At 61.0% G+C, this 17,526-nt stretch carries 12 protein-coding genes; 6 read left to right on the top strand and 6 right to left on the bottom strand.

Features of this window, described 5'->3' with window-relative positions; all coding sequences use genetic code 11:
• The first annotated feature begins 517 nt into the window (after positions 1-517).
• Both QMX83_RS07805 and QMX83_RS07810 read left to right on the top strand, forming a co-directional pair.
• Positions 518-3,463, top strand: a complete 2,946-nt coding sequence (locus QMX83_RS07805; RefSeq protein ID WP_282296060.1) for a DEAD/DEAH box helicase family protein — start codon at positions 518-520, stop codon at positions 3,461-3,463.
• A gap of 262 nt (positions 3,464-3,725) precedes the next feature.
• On the top strand, positions 3,726-4,895 hold the full coding sequence (locus QMX83_RS07810) for a HEPN domain-containing protein (protein ID WP_282296061.1): 1,170 nt from the start codon (positions 3,726-3,728) through the stop codon (positions 4,893-4,895).
• 140 nt (positions 4,896-5,035) lie between these two features.
• Here the strand turns inward: QMX83_RS07810 and QMX83_RS07815 are convergent, their stop codons facing one another.
• Positions 5,036-5,386 (bottom strand): hypothetical protein, encoded by a 351-nt coding sequence (locus tag QMX83_RS07815; protein ID WP_282296062.1) that lies wholly within the window; start codon positions 5,384-5,386, stop codon positions 5,036-5,038.
• Between the two features lie 465 nt (positions 5,387-5,851).
• Between QMX83_RS07815 and QMX83_RS07820 the strand changes: the two genes are divergently transcribed.
• The 4 genes from QMX83_RS07820 (at position 5,852) to QMX83_RS07835 (ending at position 12,256) form a co-directional block, all read left to right on the top strand.
• Positions 5,852-8,086: an ATP-binding protein gene (locus QMX83_RS07820; RefSeq protein ID WP_282296063.1), complete on the top strand. Its 2,235-nt coding sequence runs from the start codon at positions 5,852-5,854 to the stop codon at positions 8,084-8,086.
• On the top strand, positions 8,083-8,556 hold the full coding sequence (locus tag QMX83_RS07825) for a response regulator (RefSeq protein WP_282296064.1): 474 nt from the start codon (positions 8,083-8,085) through the stop codon (positions 8,554-8,556). Before QMX83_RS07820 ends, QMX83_RS07825 begins: the two co-directional genes overlap by 4 nt.
• Positions 8,549-10,918: a PAS domain-containing protein gene (locus QMX83_RS07830; RefSeq protein WP_282296065.1), complete on the top strand. Its 2,370-nt coding sequence runs from the start codon at positions 8,549-8,551 to the stop codon at positions 10,916-10,918. Before QMX83_RS07825 ends, QMX83_RS07830 begins: the two co-directional genes overlap by 8 nt.
• Positions 10,919-11,206: 288 nt before the next feature.
• Positions 11,207-12,256 carry a hypothetical protein gene (locus tag QMX83_RS07835; protein ID WP_282296066.1) on the top strand — a complete coding sequence of 350 codons (1,050 nt, stop codon included), beginning with the start codon at positions 11,207-11,209 and terminating at the stop codon, positions 12,254-12,256.
• Between the two features lie 165 nt (positions 12,257-12,421).
• On the opposite strand, the gene QMX83_RS07840 is transcribed toward QMX83_RS07835, so the two are convergent.
• The 5 genes from QMX83_RS07840 to QMX83_RS07860 form a co-directional block, all read right to left on the bottom strand.
• Complete coding sequence (locus QMX83_RS07840) at positions 12,422-12,985, bottom strand: hypothetical protein (RefSeq protein ID WP_282296067.1); 564 nt, start codon at positions 12,983-12,985, stop codon at positions 12,422-12,424.
• Positions 12,973-13,566: a hypothetical protein gene (locus QMX83_RS07845; protein ID WP_282296068.1), complete on the bottom strand. Its 594-nt coding sequence runs from the start codon at positions 13,564-13,566 to the stop codon at positions 12,973-12,975. The genes QMX83_RS07840 and QMX83_RS07845 overlap by 13 nt, the downstream gene beginning before the upstream one ends.
• 47 nt (positions 13,567-13,613) lie before the next feature.
• Positions 13,614-14,141, bottom strand: a complete 528-nt coding sequence (locus QMX83_RS07850; RefSeq protein WP_282296069.1) for a hypothetical protein — start codon at positions 14,139-14,141, stop codon at positions 13,614-13,616.
• Positions 14,142-14,203: 62 nt separating this feature from the next.
• A complete protein-coding gene (locus tag QMX83_RS07855) occupies positions 14,204-15,352 on the bottom strand; it encodes an MltA domain-containing protein (RefSeq protein WP_282296070.1) in 1,149 nt (382 codons plus the stop codon).
• Between the two features lie 162 nt (positions 15,353-15,514).
• Positions 15,515-17,526: glycoside hydrolase family 92 protein (locus QMX83_RS07860; protein ID WP_282296072.1), on the bottom strand; the 2,012-nt coding region annotated here is incomplete at its 5' end.

A 17,526-nucleotide genomic window follows, 5' to 3' on the forward strand; every position in this document is an offset into this window, starting at 1 on the left:
GACTGCTGGTGCGATGAGTACTGAAGTTCGGTGAGAGCTCCGGGTTCAGTTGCTACGCAGGTGCCACTGCACACGACTCGAAGCAAACTCGGACTGTAGCGCCGCTGAGCTCGCTCCAGATCACAGCACCTACTTCAATCTCGACAATCCAGCTTGCGCCATCGCCAAGTACAAACGACCGCGACCGTCGCCTTGGCCACCAAAGCCAAGAAAAAACGTGCTGGGCATCCGCCGACTTGGTATCAGATAGTCGAACGACCGAAGGATTTGCCCGACGCCCTCCGCAACCAAGAAAAGGCACGGGGAGAACGCATCCCGATATGACTCCGACTACGAGTTGCCCCGCTTCGTGATGTGACCGCCAGGAAGGAAGCCCGAAACGCAAAGGGCGGCGCGCCGGGTCAGATTTCTCCTATTCCAATTCCAGTACAAGGTGGCAAAATCGACTTCCGAAACTGCCGCTCCGTTAAGGATTAATGTCGCAGCATCCGATAGGGTGCAATTACAGGAGAAGTTAATGGACGTCGACGTCGGCTTCTATCGTGAAAACCCAGTTTACCGAAGTTGGGCGAATCATACGTTGAGCTTCGCGGCCACTGGGCTAGGAAATGAATCGCCTGGATTCAGAAAGCCTCAACGCGCTGCCGCTTTCGCTGTCCTCTCCCATCTTGACTCCGAGCCAGAAGTACCCGCAGTTGTTGTCATGCCCACTGGCACAGGCAAGACAGACACAATCTTTGCAACCATGTTGGCGGGCCGATTCCGAAGAACACTGTTGATCGTACCTACAGACGCTCTGCGCACCCAAATCGGCGGTCGACTGGCAAGTTTGCAACGCCTAAGGGACATACATGCAATTACGGATCAAGTACTGTCACCAGTCGTCCATTGCATAGACGGACGCGACTCCGCGCTTGAGTCGCAGTCGATCACATCTAGCAACGTCGCTATCGCAACTCCATCTGCGCTTGCGCGCTTGACTAACGACGAGCTCAGAGATTTCGCAGCTCATTTTAGCCACCTCGTATTTGATGAAGCTCATCACGTGGCAGCTGCGACTTGGGGACGGATTCGAAATGCGTTCGGTTCCAAGCCTGCAATTCACTTCACCGCCACCCCCTTCCGGGAAGATCAGAAGCGACTCAATGGAAAGATCATCTTCAACTATAGTTTAAGCCAGGCACAAGTTGACAACTACTTTCAGAAGATCGAGTTCTTCCCTGTAAGGGAGTATGTGACCACTGCCATTGATAGAACTATCGCACTGAAGGCCGTTGAGCTGCTGTCTGGCGACATAGAAGCAGGCTTTGACCACATCCTCATCGCTCGATGTGCAACTATCGCTGGTGCAAAGCGCGTTTTCAATATTTACCGTGACATTGGGATTCAGTTCGAACCCGTCATCATCCATAGCAGGAACCAGACGACCAAGGAGCGAGATCTTAATCGAATTCATAATCGAAGCAGCCGAATCGTAGTCTGCGTCGACATGTTCGGCGAAGGCTTTGATCTCCCTGAGCTAAAGATTGCGGCCATTCACGATAAGCATCAAAGCCCAGCGGTGACACTCCAGTTCATTGGACGCTTGACTAGGACTGATTCACGACTCGGGACAGCAAAATTTGTAGCCAATGTTGCCAATCAGCGAAGCGACAGCCCGATGAGGCGCCTGTATGAGGAAAATTCAGATTGGAGTCTGATCATTCGAGAGGTTAGTGGCGAACGCATCGGAAAGGAACTGCAACGCCAGGAATTTGAGGCACGCTTTGAAGGGGAAACAGACGGCGCAAAGATCGCAGCGCTTAATCCTTCTCCAAACACCAGCTGCCTAGCGTACCGCCTCGCTCGATCCAACTGGCATCCAAATGAAGCCAGGAATCTCGGGACGTCGGCCGAAGTAGTTGAGCTATTTTCTACAAGCGACGACCGCGCGATTGTGATGGTCGTTTCCCATCAGACCTCCCCTGTAGAATGGGCCAAGAGCGACTCCATATCTTCTTCGAGATGGAACTTGTACCTCGCTTACTTCCGCGAGACCGACTCTACGCTCTTTATCTCGAGTACGGGAGACGAAAGACAGACCGCTCGATTCCAATCTCTGATCGCACCATCCGCCCGCCGCATCAACGGGGACGACGTGTTTAGGGTTATGTCGGGAATCAACCGGCTTAGACTTCAGAATGTGGGCCTTACACGGTCGGGCCGTGACGTCCGATTTACTATGCACGTTGGCCAGGATGTTAATCGTGTAATTGGCGATCTCGAGAATGGACGCGTCATCAAATCCAACATCTTTGGCACTGGCTATGCTAACGGAGAGGGCACGACCGCGGGATGTTCTGCCAAAGGAAAGCTGTGGAAAATGGACTCCGGTACCATCAATGAATGGGTTGATTGGTGTGACGTCGTTGCCGCGAAGATCAACGACCCCACCATCGACACGGCTTCAATTCTTCGCAATGTCATGCGCGCAGAGAAGATAGTCGGCGCATGGCCTGACGGAATTTTCTTTGTCGACTGGCCAGACGCTATCGGCATCGAAACAGAGGGCCGCTGCTCCGTAACTCTCGACGGAGCTTCATGGTCCTTACTGGACACGAGGCTCGGAACACCGGTAAAGGAATCTGACGACACACTCGCTATTGCGCTTTCTTCCGTTTCCCCACACGGGGAGGAAAGTTTGCTGACCACCATCCGTGTCCACCTTGATTCGGATGGATACCATTATTCAAGTGGTCGGATCACGTTGCGAACGGGTACTAGTGAACATCTACTCAGCGACTATCTTGATCGCGAGCGCATGCGAATGCTGCAGTCGGACGGATCCATCATCGTTGGCGACTACCGCTACTTTAGCCATGCATCGCTTAGCGTCCTGCTTCCCCACTCATTACTATCAACGTGGGATTGGGGCAGCACAAACATCCACAAGGAATCGATGTCTCATCCACTTGACTTCGATTCCGTTCAAGGGTTCACATTCCAGAAGATATGCGATGGATATGACATCATATTCAATGACGACGGTGCCGGCGAGATTGCTGACTTAGTGGCAGTTCGTGAAATGCCCGATCATATAGTAATAGATCTTTATCACTGCAAGTACTGCGGCAGCGGCCAGAGACCGGGTGCTCGTGTAGATGATGCTTATGTGGTGGCAGGACAGGCCAGCAGGTCCGCCAAGTGGCTGCATAAGGCCCCGACGCTGTTCCAGCGCTTGATGGATAGGTACAGTGCAGGAATCACTAGTGGCACCCAACGCCTTCTCAAGGGAACGCCAGATCATATTGACCTTCTGAGGCATAAGTCACGTGACGTTGAAGTTCGGATGGGCTTTTTCATAGTCCAACCTGCCTTCTCTGCAAGTGCGGTTACGGACAGCGTGATGACGGTTCTGGGAACCAGTTACATGTATCTGCGCGACATCGCAGACGTCGATCTTCGCGTACTCGCCAGCCCTTGATCGTTGCCGTTTCAGTACTGCTTTTCGCGCCTACTGCGTAGCATCATGACAGCAAGAAGGGGATCCGCACAAACGCAATTTCTTGTCTGTGTGGATCCGATAGCAGTGAATTTCTCTTGTCATTCACCTTTTTTCAGTGCTCATGCCAGTCGACTCCAAGCAAGTCAGGAAGCTCACCTTCCTTTTGAACACAATTTTCGCGCGCAGAGGCCTCATTGACTATTCGATAGAAAACGCTCGCCGAATTGGACAGGATCGCCTGTTGCGCGAGTTTCAGCTTCCTGGTGGCCGATCTGCGTTCCTTTCGGAGAGTGGATTCGAATCCTTTCAGTCAGTTTGCCAGATACTGAGATGCTCGCATTTGGTAGAGCACACAGAACCGCACGATTCCGTCAATGCTTTCCGAGCCATCGTTCAGAACTGCCTGTCAAACGGCGAACGTTTGAACGGAGGCCAGCGATTGGTGGATTTGGTTGTGCAAAAACTGGAACTTATGCGAAAGGACTTCTGGTATGTCGTTCCGGTTCATGGCGTCGAGTTGAATGGAATTGAATCGATTGACTTGGGATGCCTTTCACTGGAGACCCCGACAGAACTTCGCCTTGAGGGTCGAGGTGCGAAGCTGGCGGGCACATCGTCAATTGAGGAGATGATAGGATGCGGACCGTGCTTAGTCGGCTCGGTGTTCGGTTCCGAATCGTACGCGCGAAGGGAGTTCAAGTTCCGGACGGATGTCGCCACTGGTGTTCTCGCCGTGGTCGCAGCCGCCTCTTTCAAGCAAGGTGCCAGTCCATTTCGCATTACTACGGAAGCTGACCCGGCAGGCATACGCGCCCCTCGACGCAGCATTTCGTGGCACAGCGATAAGCCCGACGTACTGTTGACGCGCGCCGTAATGGATCATCAGAGTTTTCGGATAGACGCTGAGTTCGCTGCCTACCTGCGGGAAGCAGCTTATGTGTCCCACATACTTGGCCTTCCAAACCAGGAGGAACTATCCGAACTGGAGTCGGCGTTGATCAGGGGCTTGTTCTGGTTCTCAGACGCACAACGAGACACATCTCGTGTGATGCAGCTGGTGAAGTACTGGAGCTGCGCTGAGGCCATCTTCTCCGGAGAAAAGACTGGGATTACTAAGGCATTGACCGAGGGAGTCGCCATTGTTCTAGTTGCTTGCGTAAAGCATGAGCCTCCCGATCAGTATCGCCGTCTAGTCGCTCGCTTGGCGGAGCTTTATGAGCTTCGCTGCAATGCCGTGCATGAAGCGAGACACGATCAAGTTGAGTTCGGCGATGTTGCAACCCTAAGTCACTGGACCGCGTGGATGCTACTTGGGGTAGGGGTTTTGATTCACGATGGCGGCTATACATCCTCCGAAGAAGTGAGGCGTCAGTGTCGTCGCTTGGCAAAGGTGCTTGAGCGCAGTGAATGATCATTCCCTTGTTTGAAGGGGACTGCCGTCGATGCGTGTGAGCCTAAAGATTGGAGGCAGCGTTGCCTTATCTCGACTTGCGGCGGTCCGATGTATTGGCTGGGCTGATGGCTCTCGCCCAGCCTGGGCTCGTACTTCAGCTACTTTCGCCACCAGCGCACAACGGCCAGAATGGTGCCCCACACCCCCCGCCGCCGACGCTTCCACCCCTTCATAGACCCATACTTCCGGAACCACGCCGCCTTCCGCCGGGCCTCGTGATCCACCTCCAGCACAAGCTTCCCCCGCGAGGCCGAGACCGTCACCCAACCACCGGACTCGAACTCCCAGCCGTACAGCCACATGCCCTGCAGCATCACTGCCGGCACGTCGACGCCTTCCTTGTACCCCTGTGCGGGAATTCGCATTCTGGTGACCCGCACCTTCTTCGGCTGGTGCCAGCTGCAGCCGGAGTGCCTGAGGGTCAGTTGTTCGATGATTGATTTACGCATGGGCAACCTCACTCGAAGTGTGCTCCCTCGCCGGTATGGCGAGGGAGTCGGGAGGTTGAAATTCGCTTAACACACAACAAAACGCGACGTGACGTATTCCCACGAGGGTGTTTTATTCCATCACCCTCCCGACGCGGGGGCACTTCGTTTGTTGTGTGTTGAGGAGATTTCAAGCTCCGAGTGCACACCCTGCATCAGATGGATACGCAGGAGGTTGCGGCTTGGTTTGGATGATAGGGGCCGGTTGGCGGGCGCGACGAATAATGGGCATGTAACGACAGTCGTTGTCGTGGCGGACACGGTTTGGCGAGGTGGTTGCGCCATGTGTGACCAGGTTGGCAGTTGGTGCGGGCGGGGTGTGGGGGCGTCGCGATTGGACCGGAGTGCGGGGAGATCAGGTCGGCGTACACATGAACAGGCACCCATCTATGCCAAGCTATAGCCTTTGTGGCTGTGGCTTTAGGCATGTCGAACGGAATCCCCAGCGAGAGCGCCTTGGACCTTTCCGCGTGCGCGCGCGAACCCATTCGGACCCCGGGGGCTATCCAGCCCTACGGCATGCTGCTGGTGCTGGACCCCGCTTCGCTGGTGGTGATCGAACGCGCCATCTCCCAGCCGGCCGTGCTGGAAGCCCATGGCGACCCGCTGGGCCAGCCGGTGGAAGCCGTGCTGGGCGGGGCCCTGGCCGGCTGCCGCGCCGCACTGGCTGAGCTGGCTCCGGACACCACCCGCTTCCTGGGGGCGCACGCCATTGCCGGCGGCTGCACCCATCAGGTGCTGGGCCACCGGGTCGGCGACACCTTGATGGTGGAGCTGGAGCAGTCCGTGCCGGGTGAGCCGGGCTCGCTGGAAGACCTCTACCCGCAGATCCGCCAGTTCATGGGCGCGATCGAGCGGCTGGGCACCACCACGGAGTTATGCCAGCTTGCGGCCGAGCTGATCTGCGAGCTCACCGGCTTCGACCGCACCCTGGTTTACCAGTTCGACAAGGAGTGGAACGGCAAGGTGGTGGCCGAGCACCGCAACGAGGTGCTGCCGTCCTATATGGACCTGCGCTTCCCGGAATCGGACATTCCGGCCCAGGCCCGCGCCCTGTATCGCCAGAACCGGGTGCGGCTGATCGCCGACAACAGCTACGAACCGGTGCCGCTGCTGCGCTCGCCCGAGCGCGCCGAGGCGGCACCCACCGACCTGAGCCCGGTGATGCTGCGCAGCGTCTCGCCGGTGCACCTGCAGTACATGCGCAACATGGGCACCGGCGCGTCGATGTCGGTCTCGCTGCTGCGCGAGGGCGAGCTGTGGGGGCTGATCTCCTGCCATAACCAGCAGCCGATGCGGGTGCCGTACCACGTGCGCACGGCCTGCGAGTTCATCGGCCAGATCCTGTCGCTGCAGATCTCGCTGAAGGAACGCGCGCTCAGCGTGGAACAGCGCATCGCCCGCCGGGCAATCCAGGTGCGCCTGCTGGGCCAGATGGCCGGCGATACCGACTTCATGAGCGCGCTGGGCCGCGATGCGAACAGCCTGCTGGCCCTCACCCAGTCCAGCGGCGCGGCCATCGTGCACCGCGGGGCTTGCCTGCTGCATGGCGACTGCCCGACCAAGGCGCAGGTGATGTCGCTGGTGCAATGGCTTGCGGTGCAGCCGCACGAGGGCGACCTGTTCCACACCGACTCGCTCGCCGCACGCTGGAAAGAGGCGGCTGCCTTCAGTGACGTGGCCAGTGGCGTGCTGGCCATCTCCATTTCGCAGGTGCACGACAGCTTTGTCATCTGGTTCCGACCGGAGGTGGTACGCACGGTGCGCTGGGGCGGTGATCCGCGCAAGGAAGTGACCGGGCCGCTGTCGCCACGCGAGTCCTTTGAAGGCTGGAAGGAAACCGTGCAGCAACAATCGCTGCCGTGGGATGAGGTGGACGTGGATGCGGCGCTGGAACTCCGCACGGCCATCGTGGACATCGTGCTGCGCAAGGCCGAAGAGATGGCGGCCTTGAACGAGCAGCTGGTGCGCAGCAACAAAGAGCTGGAGGCGTTCTCGTATTCGGTCAGCCACGACCTGCGGGCACCATTCCGCCACATCGTCGGCTATTCGGAGCTGCTGTGGTCGTCGGCCGAGGAAAAGCTGAATAGTTCAGAAAAGCGATTCGTCGACACCATCGTCGAGTCGGCAAAATCAGCAGGTCGTCTGGTAGATGACCTGCTCAGCTTCTCGCAGATGGGCCGGTCAACCATGGGCCAGATCTACATGGAGATGGGCACGTTGGTGGAAGATGTACGCCGCACATTGGAGATGGAAGCCGAAGGCCGCACCATCCAGTGGACCGTCGCGCCCCTGCCCAAGGTCGAAGCCGACCCGGGCATGCTGCGGCTGGTGTGGCAGAACCTGCTGTCCAACGCGATCAAGTTCACCCGCGACACCCCTGCCCCGGCCATCGAGATCGGGCATGAGCGCACCGACACCGAAGACGTGTTCTTCGTGAAGGACAACGGCTGCGGCTTCGACATGCGCTATGTGGACAAGCTGTTCGGCGTGTTCCAGCGCCTGCACCACGCCGACGAATTCGAGGGCACGGGCATTGGCCTGGCCAACGTACACCGCATCATTACCCGCCACGGCGGCCGCGTCTGGGCCCAGGGCGAGGTGGGTGCGGGCGCAACGATCTTCTTTACGATTCCCCTGCAGCATGGAGACCCCGCATGAAAGACCTTCGGCCAATTCTGCTTGTTGAGGACAACCCCAACGACGCCGAACTGACCATGGCCGCGCTGGCCCGCTGCCAGCTGCTGAACGAGGTCACGCATGTGCGTGACGGCGTGGAAGCGCTGCAGTACCTGCGCGGTGAGGGCAAGTACGACGGCCACAATCACGGTGGCCCGGTGGTGGTGCTGCTGGACCTGAAGCTGCCCAAGCTCAACGGGCTGGAAGTGCTGCAGGAGATCCGCAACGACGCCGCGCTGAGCAGTACGCCGGTGGTGATGCTGACCTCTTCGCGCGAAGAGAGTGACCTGGTGCGCAGCTACGAACTGGGCGTCAATGCGTTTGTAGTGAAGCCGGTGGATTTCACCGAGTTCCTGGAGGCGATCCAGGGGCTGGGCATGTTCTGGGGCATCACCAACCAGCCGCCCCCGCAGGGCACCCGCTATGGCTCAAAGACCCGCAAAGATGGCTGAAGGTGCAGTCGCCCGGACCATCCGGATCCTGATGGTCGAAGACAGCGCACTGGATGCGGAACTGATTACCGCGCAGCTGGAGCGCGCGGGCGTGTCGTTCAACGTTGAACGCACCTGGTCGCATGACGGCATGCGCGAAGCGCTGCTTCAGGGCGGCTTCGATGTGATTCTGGCCGACCACGTGCTGCCGGGTTTTGACGGCGATGCGGCGCTCACCCTCGCCTGCGAGCTGGCCCCGCTGACGCCTTTCATCTTCGTTTCGGGCACGCTGACCGAAGAGCTGGCGGTGCAGGCGCTCAAGCGCGGCGCACGCGATTACGTGGTGAAGTCGCGTCTGCAGCGCCTGCCCGATGCAGTGGTGCGTGCGATTGCCGAAAGTGAAGAACGCCAAAAGCTGGCGCGGGTGGAGCAGCGCCTGAAGCTGATCACCGATTCGCTGCCGGCACTGATTTCGCACCTGGATCGCGACCACCGCTACCAGTTCGTCAACCAGGCGTATCAGGACTGGTATGGCCATGCGCCAGAGACGGTGATCGGCAAGCGCGCCGGCGACATGATCGGCCAGCCGAGCATGGAAGACGTGCAGCCGTATCTGGACCGGGCGCTGCAGGGCGAGCGGGTGAGTTTTGAGACCAGCATGCCCAAGCGCGGCGGCACCACCCGCCATGCGCAGGTGGACCTGGTACCGGAGATCAGCGAGAGCGGCGAGGTTCTGGGCTACTACGCCATGGCCCGCGACATCACCGAGCTGAAGCAGGCGCAAGCCGCCCTTCGGGCCAACAATGCGGCGCTGGAACGCCAGGTGGACGAGCGCACGTCTGCGCTGCACCAGAGCGACAGCCGCCTGCAGGCGCTGTTTGAGTCCAGCTTCCAGCACCAGACGCTGTTGAGCACTGACGGTCACATCATCGACACCAACTCGGCGTCGCTGTCGGCCATCCTGGCGACCAAGCCGGAAGTGCGTGGGCAGCTGTTCTGCGAATCGGCCTGGTTCGCCGGTACCGACGGCGCACCCGGCATCGTGTGCGAGGCCGTGTTGCAGGCTGCTGCGGGCAAGGCCTCGCGGCATGAGCTGGAGCTGCGTCTGCCGACCGGCAAGCGCAATTTCGAGTTCTCGTTCCGGCCGCTGCAGGACCATCAGGGACACATCACCGCCGTGGTGTCGGAGGCATCGGAAACTACCGCGCGCCGGCAAGCCGAAGCCGCGCTGCGACAGAGTCAGAAGATCGAGGCGGTGGGCCAGCTGACCGGCGGCATTGCGCACGACTTCAACAACATTCTGACTGTGGTGGCCGGCAACGTGGAGTACGCCAAGATGCTCACCGAGCGTCTGGGCGACGTGGCCGAAGGCTCTTCGCGCGCGTTGGACAATGCGCTGAAGGGCGTGATGCGCGCCGCCAACGTAACCCAGCGCCTGCTCGCATTCTCGCGCCGGCAACCGTTGAAGAACCTGCCGGTGGATCTGAATGCCCAGGTCGACGGCATGCGCGACATGCTGCAGCGCTCTCTGGGTGAGCTGGTGCAGCTGGAAGTGGTGAACAGCCCGGACATCTGGTGCGTGGAGATCGACCCCAGCCAGTTGGAGGCCTCCGTGCTCAACCTGGCGGTGAACGCACGCGACGCGATGCCGCATGGCGGACGCCTGACCATCGAGGTGGACAACGTGCACCTGGATGACGATGTCGCCACCCGTCATCCCGACGTGCGCCCCGGCCAGTACGCGATGGTGCGGGTGAAGGACAGCGGCACTGGGATGTCAGCGGAAACGATGGCACGCGTGTTTGAGCCGTTCTTCACCACCAAGGAAGTCGGTCGCGGCACCGGGCTGGGGCTTTCCATGGTGTATGGCTTCGCCAAGCAGTCCGGCGGTCATGTGCTGCTGGATTCGGTGGAAGGCGTAGGCACGTCGATCACCCTGCTGTTCCCGCGTTCGACCGCGACCTTGCCGACCGACCGGCCGGTGGAGACCTCGGCGCTGGGCGGCTACGAGCCGCAGCCCGAAACCACCGTGCTGGTGGCCGAAGACAACGACGACGTGCGCGCATACACCGTGGATACCCTGCGTCAGCTTGGCTATCGCGTACTGGAAGCGCATGACGGTGCTTCGGCGCTGCGCCTGTTGGAGCGACCGGATGTCAGCGTGGACCTGCTGTTCTCGGACATCGTGATGCCGGGCATGTCCGGCTGGGAGCTGGCCAAGCGGGTGCTGGAGCGCAAGCCGGAGTTGAAGGTGCTGTTCACCTCCGGGTATCCGCGCGACATAGATGCCAGCGGCGCGATCGGACGGCAGAGCACGATTCTGGCCAAGCCGTTTACGCGCAGTGACCTGGCTGGGGCGATCCGGTCGGCGTTGGCGCCCTGATCGGGCGCGGTGCCGGAATCCCGGCACCAACCGCAGACGCGCACGGTGCGTCTCCCCCGGGCGATATGCCCGGGGGTAGAGTCGGTCGCAAGACGACTGCCGATAGCAATGATCGGCTCTTTAGCGCATGGACTTATCCAGAATCCGACGCCTGGGTGGGGCAATGACATGCGCGCAGACCGCGTGTCCGCTCGTCTCAGCCGACCACGTTGATGATGATGGAGGAACGCGCTGGCGGGGTGCGGCTCCGCGGTGATGGTCTCAACCAACGCGATGGAGAACGCGATCATGAGCGCCCAGATTCCAAGTGATCCGGTCCCAGCCTCAGCGGACATGGATCAAGATGAGCCGCGCCCATCGGCCCCGCAAAGGCCCTGGTTCTTACCTAGAATCGCAGGTTTCTTCAAGCTTTGCGTGGATCTCATACTTGGAAAGCCGGAGAAGAGCGTATTCACTGAACTTTATGAGCATCTGCGATGTGAGGAGAGCGGCAAGGTTGGTTGCAGGCCTATGACCCAGTCCGAAGCTTACATCGTCGAGATTCGACTCCTCGACAGAATGAAGACCCTGCAGCTTGTCGCCAAGATTCAGGCGCTTCGCCAGAGTCTGTTCGACATGCTCCCGCAGCCAGATTACGAAGATTTGATGAGGCAGATTTCGCTCGCTAAGCCCAAGCGCGGCAACGGAGACGACCTTCTCAAGATGGAAGCGAGAGCGTTACTTGACCGTGTATACAGGCGCTACGTCCTAGTGCCAAAGGTGGAGCAGATAAGGTCAAGGATCAGCTGGAACATGCTGAAACTTGTGAGCGTAGCATCTGTGATTCTTATCGCCGGCTTGTTTGCAGGGCTGCTTATCCGCCCTTCCTTCGCGAGCTACGCTTCGATCGCGTTTGCCGGGTCACTCGTAGCCGGGTCAGTTGGCGCAACGGTCAGCACATTGATTAGGTTCCAGAAGATAGATCCCCGCCGAGACCCCCTGATGGTTTGGTTGAGCCTCTATAGGGATAAGACTCTTCAGTGGCTTTCACCACTACTGGGAGCACTCTTCGGACTTATCATGTTTCTATTGATGCGTTCCGAAATGCTGTCCGGGACGATGTTTCCGGACTTCACTGCGGAGCACTGGCGCCAGGGATGGCTTAGTGTAAACATGGAATCATGTGAAACACAGCAAGGCTGCGGAAAGATGCACAGCGATTTTTCCCGTTTGTTCGTGTGGTGCTTTATCGCAGGGTGGGCTGAGCGATTTGTCCCAGACGTGCTCAACAGACTTGCGAAGCACGCTCATACTCAGATGAGCACCCCAATCGGCCCGGCTGGTGACGCCGACAACTAGATCTTTCGGATTGTTGAATGTGAGCACGGTCAGAATGCGTAACTCGGCAGCATTCGTGTTTTGGGGCCGATAGAACCGTTCGAACAATTCGACGTTCTTTAAGTTTTACGCAACGAACAGACGGACGTCACGCGGGAAGGAAAAGCAGCCGGGCAGAGCCCGGCTCTACGCGTCGATTGAGCCCGTGCGGCGCGGTTGCGGGAATCCGTTGATGCGGAGGTCGTCGGACAGCTGCGCCTTTACGGCTTCCACCACCTTGAAGTACGCCTTGCGCTGGATGAAGTAGCCGATCACGAACACGACGGGCAGTATCAACAGCGACGTGGCACCCGCGCGGAACACCACAGCTGCCAACAGAATGAAAGGAATGATCAGCACATTCCAGTTGCACACGCCGACCACCCGGATCTCATTGCGTCGCTCATCGACCTCCACCAGGCCACGCATCACCGGGTAGTAGCGCTTCATGGGACCGGTGAGCCCGGGCGCGAAGCTCTCGCGGAAGCCGATGCGGCCATCGGGCAGCGTCTTGAACACGAAATCCAGCCACGTGAGCGGTGCGACATCGCGCTCCAGGCTGTTGAGCGCCATGCGCTCGCGTGCGGCCTTCGGGGCGGGGATGCGTTCGTTGAACAGGCGAAGGCCCGTGACGAAGTAGCCGGGGCTCCAGCGGAGCTGCAGGTAGTACTCGATGATGATGGTGGCGGCGAGGGCGATTACGAGTGGCATGCATCTTCCTTGGTGGAATCGGGTCGTAGATCGGTACGAAGCGCGTCGACTCGACGTGTCAGGTCCAGCGTGTCCCGGTCCATCAGCTGCCAACGCACCGCATTTACCACATTCTGGAAGGCCTTGCGCTGTATCCAGTAGGCCACGAAGTACATCAGGATGAAAAGCGGCAGAGCGATCAAGAGGTACTTGACCTCAAACAGGATCAGCATGGCAACCAGCAGGGCAGGCTCGGTCCAGCTGCACATACCGACGATGCGTACTTCGCCGCGCCGCGCGTCCACGTCCACACGGCCGCGCATCAGGAATAGGCTGTGGTAGTTGCCAAGTGGGAATAGCGGGGTTATGTGGAACCCCATGCGGGTCTCGTCCAGTGACTGGAGGGCAAGCGGACGTCGATGGAGACCCAGACGCTCACCGTCCAGTGTATGGAGCGTAAGTCGGTCGCGCGCTTTCGCGTTTGCGAGCAGGCGCTCCTTGAACAGCACAATGCCGGTGCGGTAATAGGCGGAGATGAAGCAGGCCAGCAAGAACATCTCGACCGCAAACAGCGCGAGCATGATGATCGCCACGATTTTCATCGGTGTTCCTTGGGTGGTTCTGGACGCGCATGGCGCGTCCCTACGGGTTATGGGGCGGCGGTCTGCGCGCGGATGACTTCGGCGACGCTGCGGTAGGCCTTGCGCTGGATGAAATAGCCAATGGCGAACACTGCCAGGAAGCCCAGCACGGCGACGAGGGCGGTGGTCGTGGATGAGCCGACTACGGCCAACACCAGAAATACCAGCGGGAGCACGAGTACCGTCCAGTTGCACAGTCCCTGCACGCGGATCTCGTTGCGGCGTGCGTCCACTTCGATCAGGCCGCGCATTACCGGGTAGTAGCGTTGCTGGACGTTGGCGAACCCGATAACGGAACCTTCGCGGAAGGCGATGCGGTCTTTGGCGAGGGCGTGGAAGGCCAGCGTGATGGTGGTCAGCGGGGCGACGTCGTGTTCAAGGCGATCGGGGTACAGCAGCGCGCGCGAGGTTGCGTTGGCGGGGATGCGGGCGGTGAAGATGGGGATACCACGGGTGAAGAGCGAGGTCGACCAGCGGTGCAGGAGGTATTTTTCGAGGACGAAGACCACGAACAGAGCAGTGAGGATGATGGTCATGGTCGTCCTTGAGGTGAGAAGGGTGGTGCGAAGTGCAGCCGGGCAGGGCCCGGCTCTACGGGTCACCGGTTTTCAGGCAGCGGCGCGCCCTTCGGCCACAGCATCCACAGATTGCCCTTCTGCTTCATATCGCCCGCGAGCTTACCGGCGGCGTCGCCGGTGCCCCAGTAGAGGTCAGCACGCACCTCGCCGGCGATGGCACCGCCGGTGTCCTGCGCGGCCACCGGGCGCACCACCGGGCTGCCGTCCGGGCGGGTGGTGGACAGCCACAGCAGGCTGCCGAGCGGCACCACCGTGCGGTCCACGGCGACGCTGTAGCCGGCAGTCAGTGGCACGTTGAGTGAGCCGCGCGGGCCTTCGTCGCCGGCTGGGCCTTCGGTGAAGAACACATAGCTGGGGTTGCTGGCCAACAGCTCGGGCACGCGTGCGGGATGGGCCTGGGCCCAGCTGCGGATCGCGTCCATGGTGACGTCTTCTTTCTTCAGCTCGCCCTGCTCCACCAGCCAGCGGCCGATGGGGCGGTAGGGGTGGCCGTTCTGGTCGGCGTAGGCGATGCGTAGCTGGCGGCCATCGGCCAGGCGGATGCGGCCGGAGCCCTGGATCTGCAGGAACTGCAGGTCCATCGGGTGGGTCAGCCAAGCCAGCACGGGGGCCTTCGCTCCCTTGGCGTTGATGGTGGCGGCATCGTCATAGGGCTTGAGCACCCGGCCTTCGACGCGACCGCGCAGGCGCTTGCCCTTCAATTCGGGGTACAGGCTGTCCAGCTGCACGCTGACCATGTCGGTGGGCACGCCGTACACCGGCACGGTGGCCGTGGCAGTGCGGGTCAGGCTGCCGGCGTAGACGGGTTCGTAGTAGCCGGTGATCAAGCCATCGGCTTTGTGGCCACCGGCACGCAGGGCGTAGACGTCCAGCTGGGTCTGGAGAAAGTTGCGGATGTCGGCGGCAGCGGCGCTGGATGCCGGTGCGACGGCGCAGACCGGGCCCCAGGTGGGGTCGGACTTCAGCCGGGTGCAGGCGCTGCGCCAGGCGGCGAAGCCGGCTTGCAGGTCGGCGTCGGTGACCGGAGGTAACGCGCTCCAGGTGGCTTTTGCGTAGGGGTTGGCGGTCGGTTTGGGGGTGACCGGTTCGTCGGTGCGCGGAGCGGTGGTGGTGCAGCCGGCCAGAAGGGCCAGGGCCAGGAGGGCATAGAGGGGGCGCTGGACCTTCATGGGTTCTCTGCGTGACGGCTTGAACCCCTGATTGTAGAGCCACGTCCTACGTGGCTGGGCAGGTCGGGATCGCGATGACGCGCATGGCGCGTTACTACGGGGGTTTGGTGGGTCGAAGCCACGCAGGGCGTGGCTCTACGTAGGTCAGTCGTGCGATGGGCGTCATCGCGTGGTTGGCTGCAACAGCTCGAACTCGGCGAACTCCACCCGGCCCGGCGTGGTGATCCGCAGCCGGTAGTGCGCGAAGCGCCCTGGCTGGGCGATCTGGAAGGGTCGCGTCTGATGCCCCCACTCGAAGGCTTCGCTCTGCCGCGTGTCCAGCGTCTGCCACTGCACGCCATCTGCACTGCCCTGCAACGCCCAGCTGGCCGTGGCAATCGGTCGCTCGGCGCTGGTCAGCGTGTAGAAGGTGGCCTGCGCAGGCGTGGTCAGCCCGATCGCCACTTCAATCGGGTCTCCCCGCAGGGCCAAGGCGGTTCGTGCGTCGTTGTCGGTCAACGCATCCGGCGCGGCCAGCGAGGTTGCGGTGACCTTGGCAGAAGCATCGATCACGTCCACCAGTGGGGTCGGTCGCTGCCCGGCGGGCGTCAACGAAGGCGGTGCGTCTTCAACACGACTGCCCCAGCGGGAGGGCTTCGGCCCCATCACGAACTCCAGCGTGGCCCCCTGCACCAGCACCTGGTGCGGAATCCAGGTCTTCGTCCAGGCTTTGCCGTTCACCCGCAGCGACTGCACGTAGGGATTCCCGCGCCCCGCGTTGCGAGCATGGATGCGCAACTGTTTGCCTTGCGGAAGATCCAGCGTGAAGCGCTCGAACAGCGGTGCTCCTATCACATAATCCGGCGAACCCATGCGCAGTGGATACAGCCCCATGGCGGCCAGTACATACCAGGCCGACATCTCGCCGTTGTCCTCATCGCCCGGGTAGCCCTGCCCGATCTCGCTGCCGAGATACAGGCGGTCGAGCACGTCGCGCACAATGCGCTGGGTCTTCCACGGCTGCCCCGCGTAGAGGTACATCCACGGAATGTGGTGCGCAGGCTGGTTGCTGTGCGCATACATGCCCATGCGCACGTCGCGGGCCTCGGTCATCTCATGGATGAGATAGCCGCGCGGGCCGGAGAGCTTCACGTCGGCGGTTTCCGGCGTGTTGAAGAAGGCGTCCAGCTTGCCGGCCAGCGCCTTGCGACCGCCGTACAACGCCAACAACCCGTTGCCATCGTGCGGTGCGGTGAAGGCAAACGTCCAGCCGTTGGATTCGGTGTAGTCGTTGGCCCACACCTTCGGGTTGTACTCAGCCGGAGCAACGCGCCACTGCCCTGCCCGGTTCCGTCCCTGGAAGAAGCCGACGCTTTGGTCAAACACGGTGGCATAGCCGGCGGCGCGATGGTCGAAGTACGCGGCTTCGTCGGCATAGCGCCGCTGCTGTGCAGGGTCCTTGCTGGACGCCGCCAGCCCATGCGCCATCTGCGCGATGCCGAAGTCGTTGAGTGCACTTTCCATGGTCCACGACATGCCACCGTCGATGTCGATGCTCATGTAGCCGTCGAAGGTGGCGTGGGCCAGGCCCTTGCGCCCGACATGACGGTCCGGCGGCATCACCGTGGCGTTCTTCAGCGCGGCTTGATAGGCCAGCGAGGCGTCGAAGCCACCCACGCCCTTGGCCCAGGCATCGGCAAAGGCGACATCGGAACTCGTGCCCACCATCAGGTCGGCGTAACCGGGCGAGGACCATCGCGCGACCCAGCCACCGGCGCGGTACTGCTCCAGGAAGCCGTCGATGAGGCTACCGGCATGATCCGGGGTGAGCAGGCCATAGGCCGGCCACACGGTGCGGAAGGTGTCCCAGAAGCCATTGTTGACCAGCACCTTGCCATCGCGCACCGGCGCGAAGCTGCGCATGGCATTGCCCTGCGCGTTGTCAGCCGATCCGCTGTTCTGGCTGGCGTAGCGCCAGTCGGGCGCGGCGGTGCTGCCGGCATTTTCCGCGCCGGAATTGGGGTACAGGTACAGGCGATACAGATTGGAGTACAGCGTGATGCGTTGGTCTTCGCTCGCGCCTTCCACCTGCACGCGGCCCAGCAGCGCGTCCCACTGGTCGGCCGCGCGCGCCGCCACCGCGCCCTGGGTGTCAGCGGCGGCGCCCGCCCGCGGCAGGTTGTGTCGGGCCGGCG

This window comes from Stenotrophomonas sp. PS02289, assembly GCF_029960115.1.
Taxonomy (GTDB): Bacteria; Pseudomonadota; Gammaproteobacteria; order Xanthomonadales; family Xanthomonadaceae; genus Stenotrophomonas.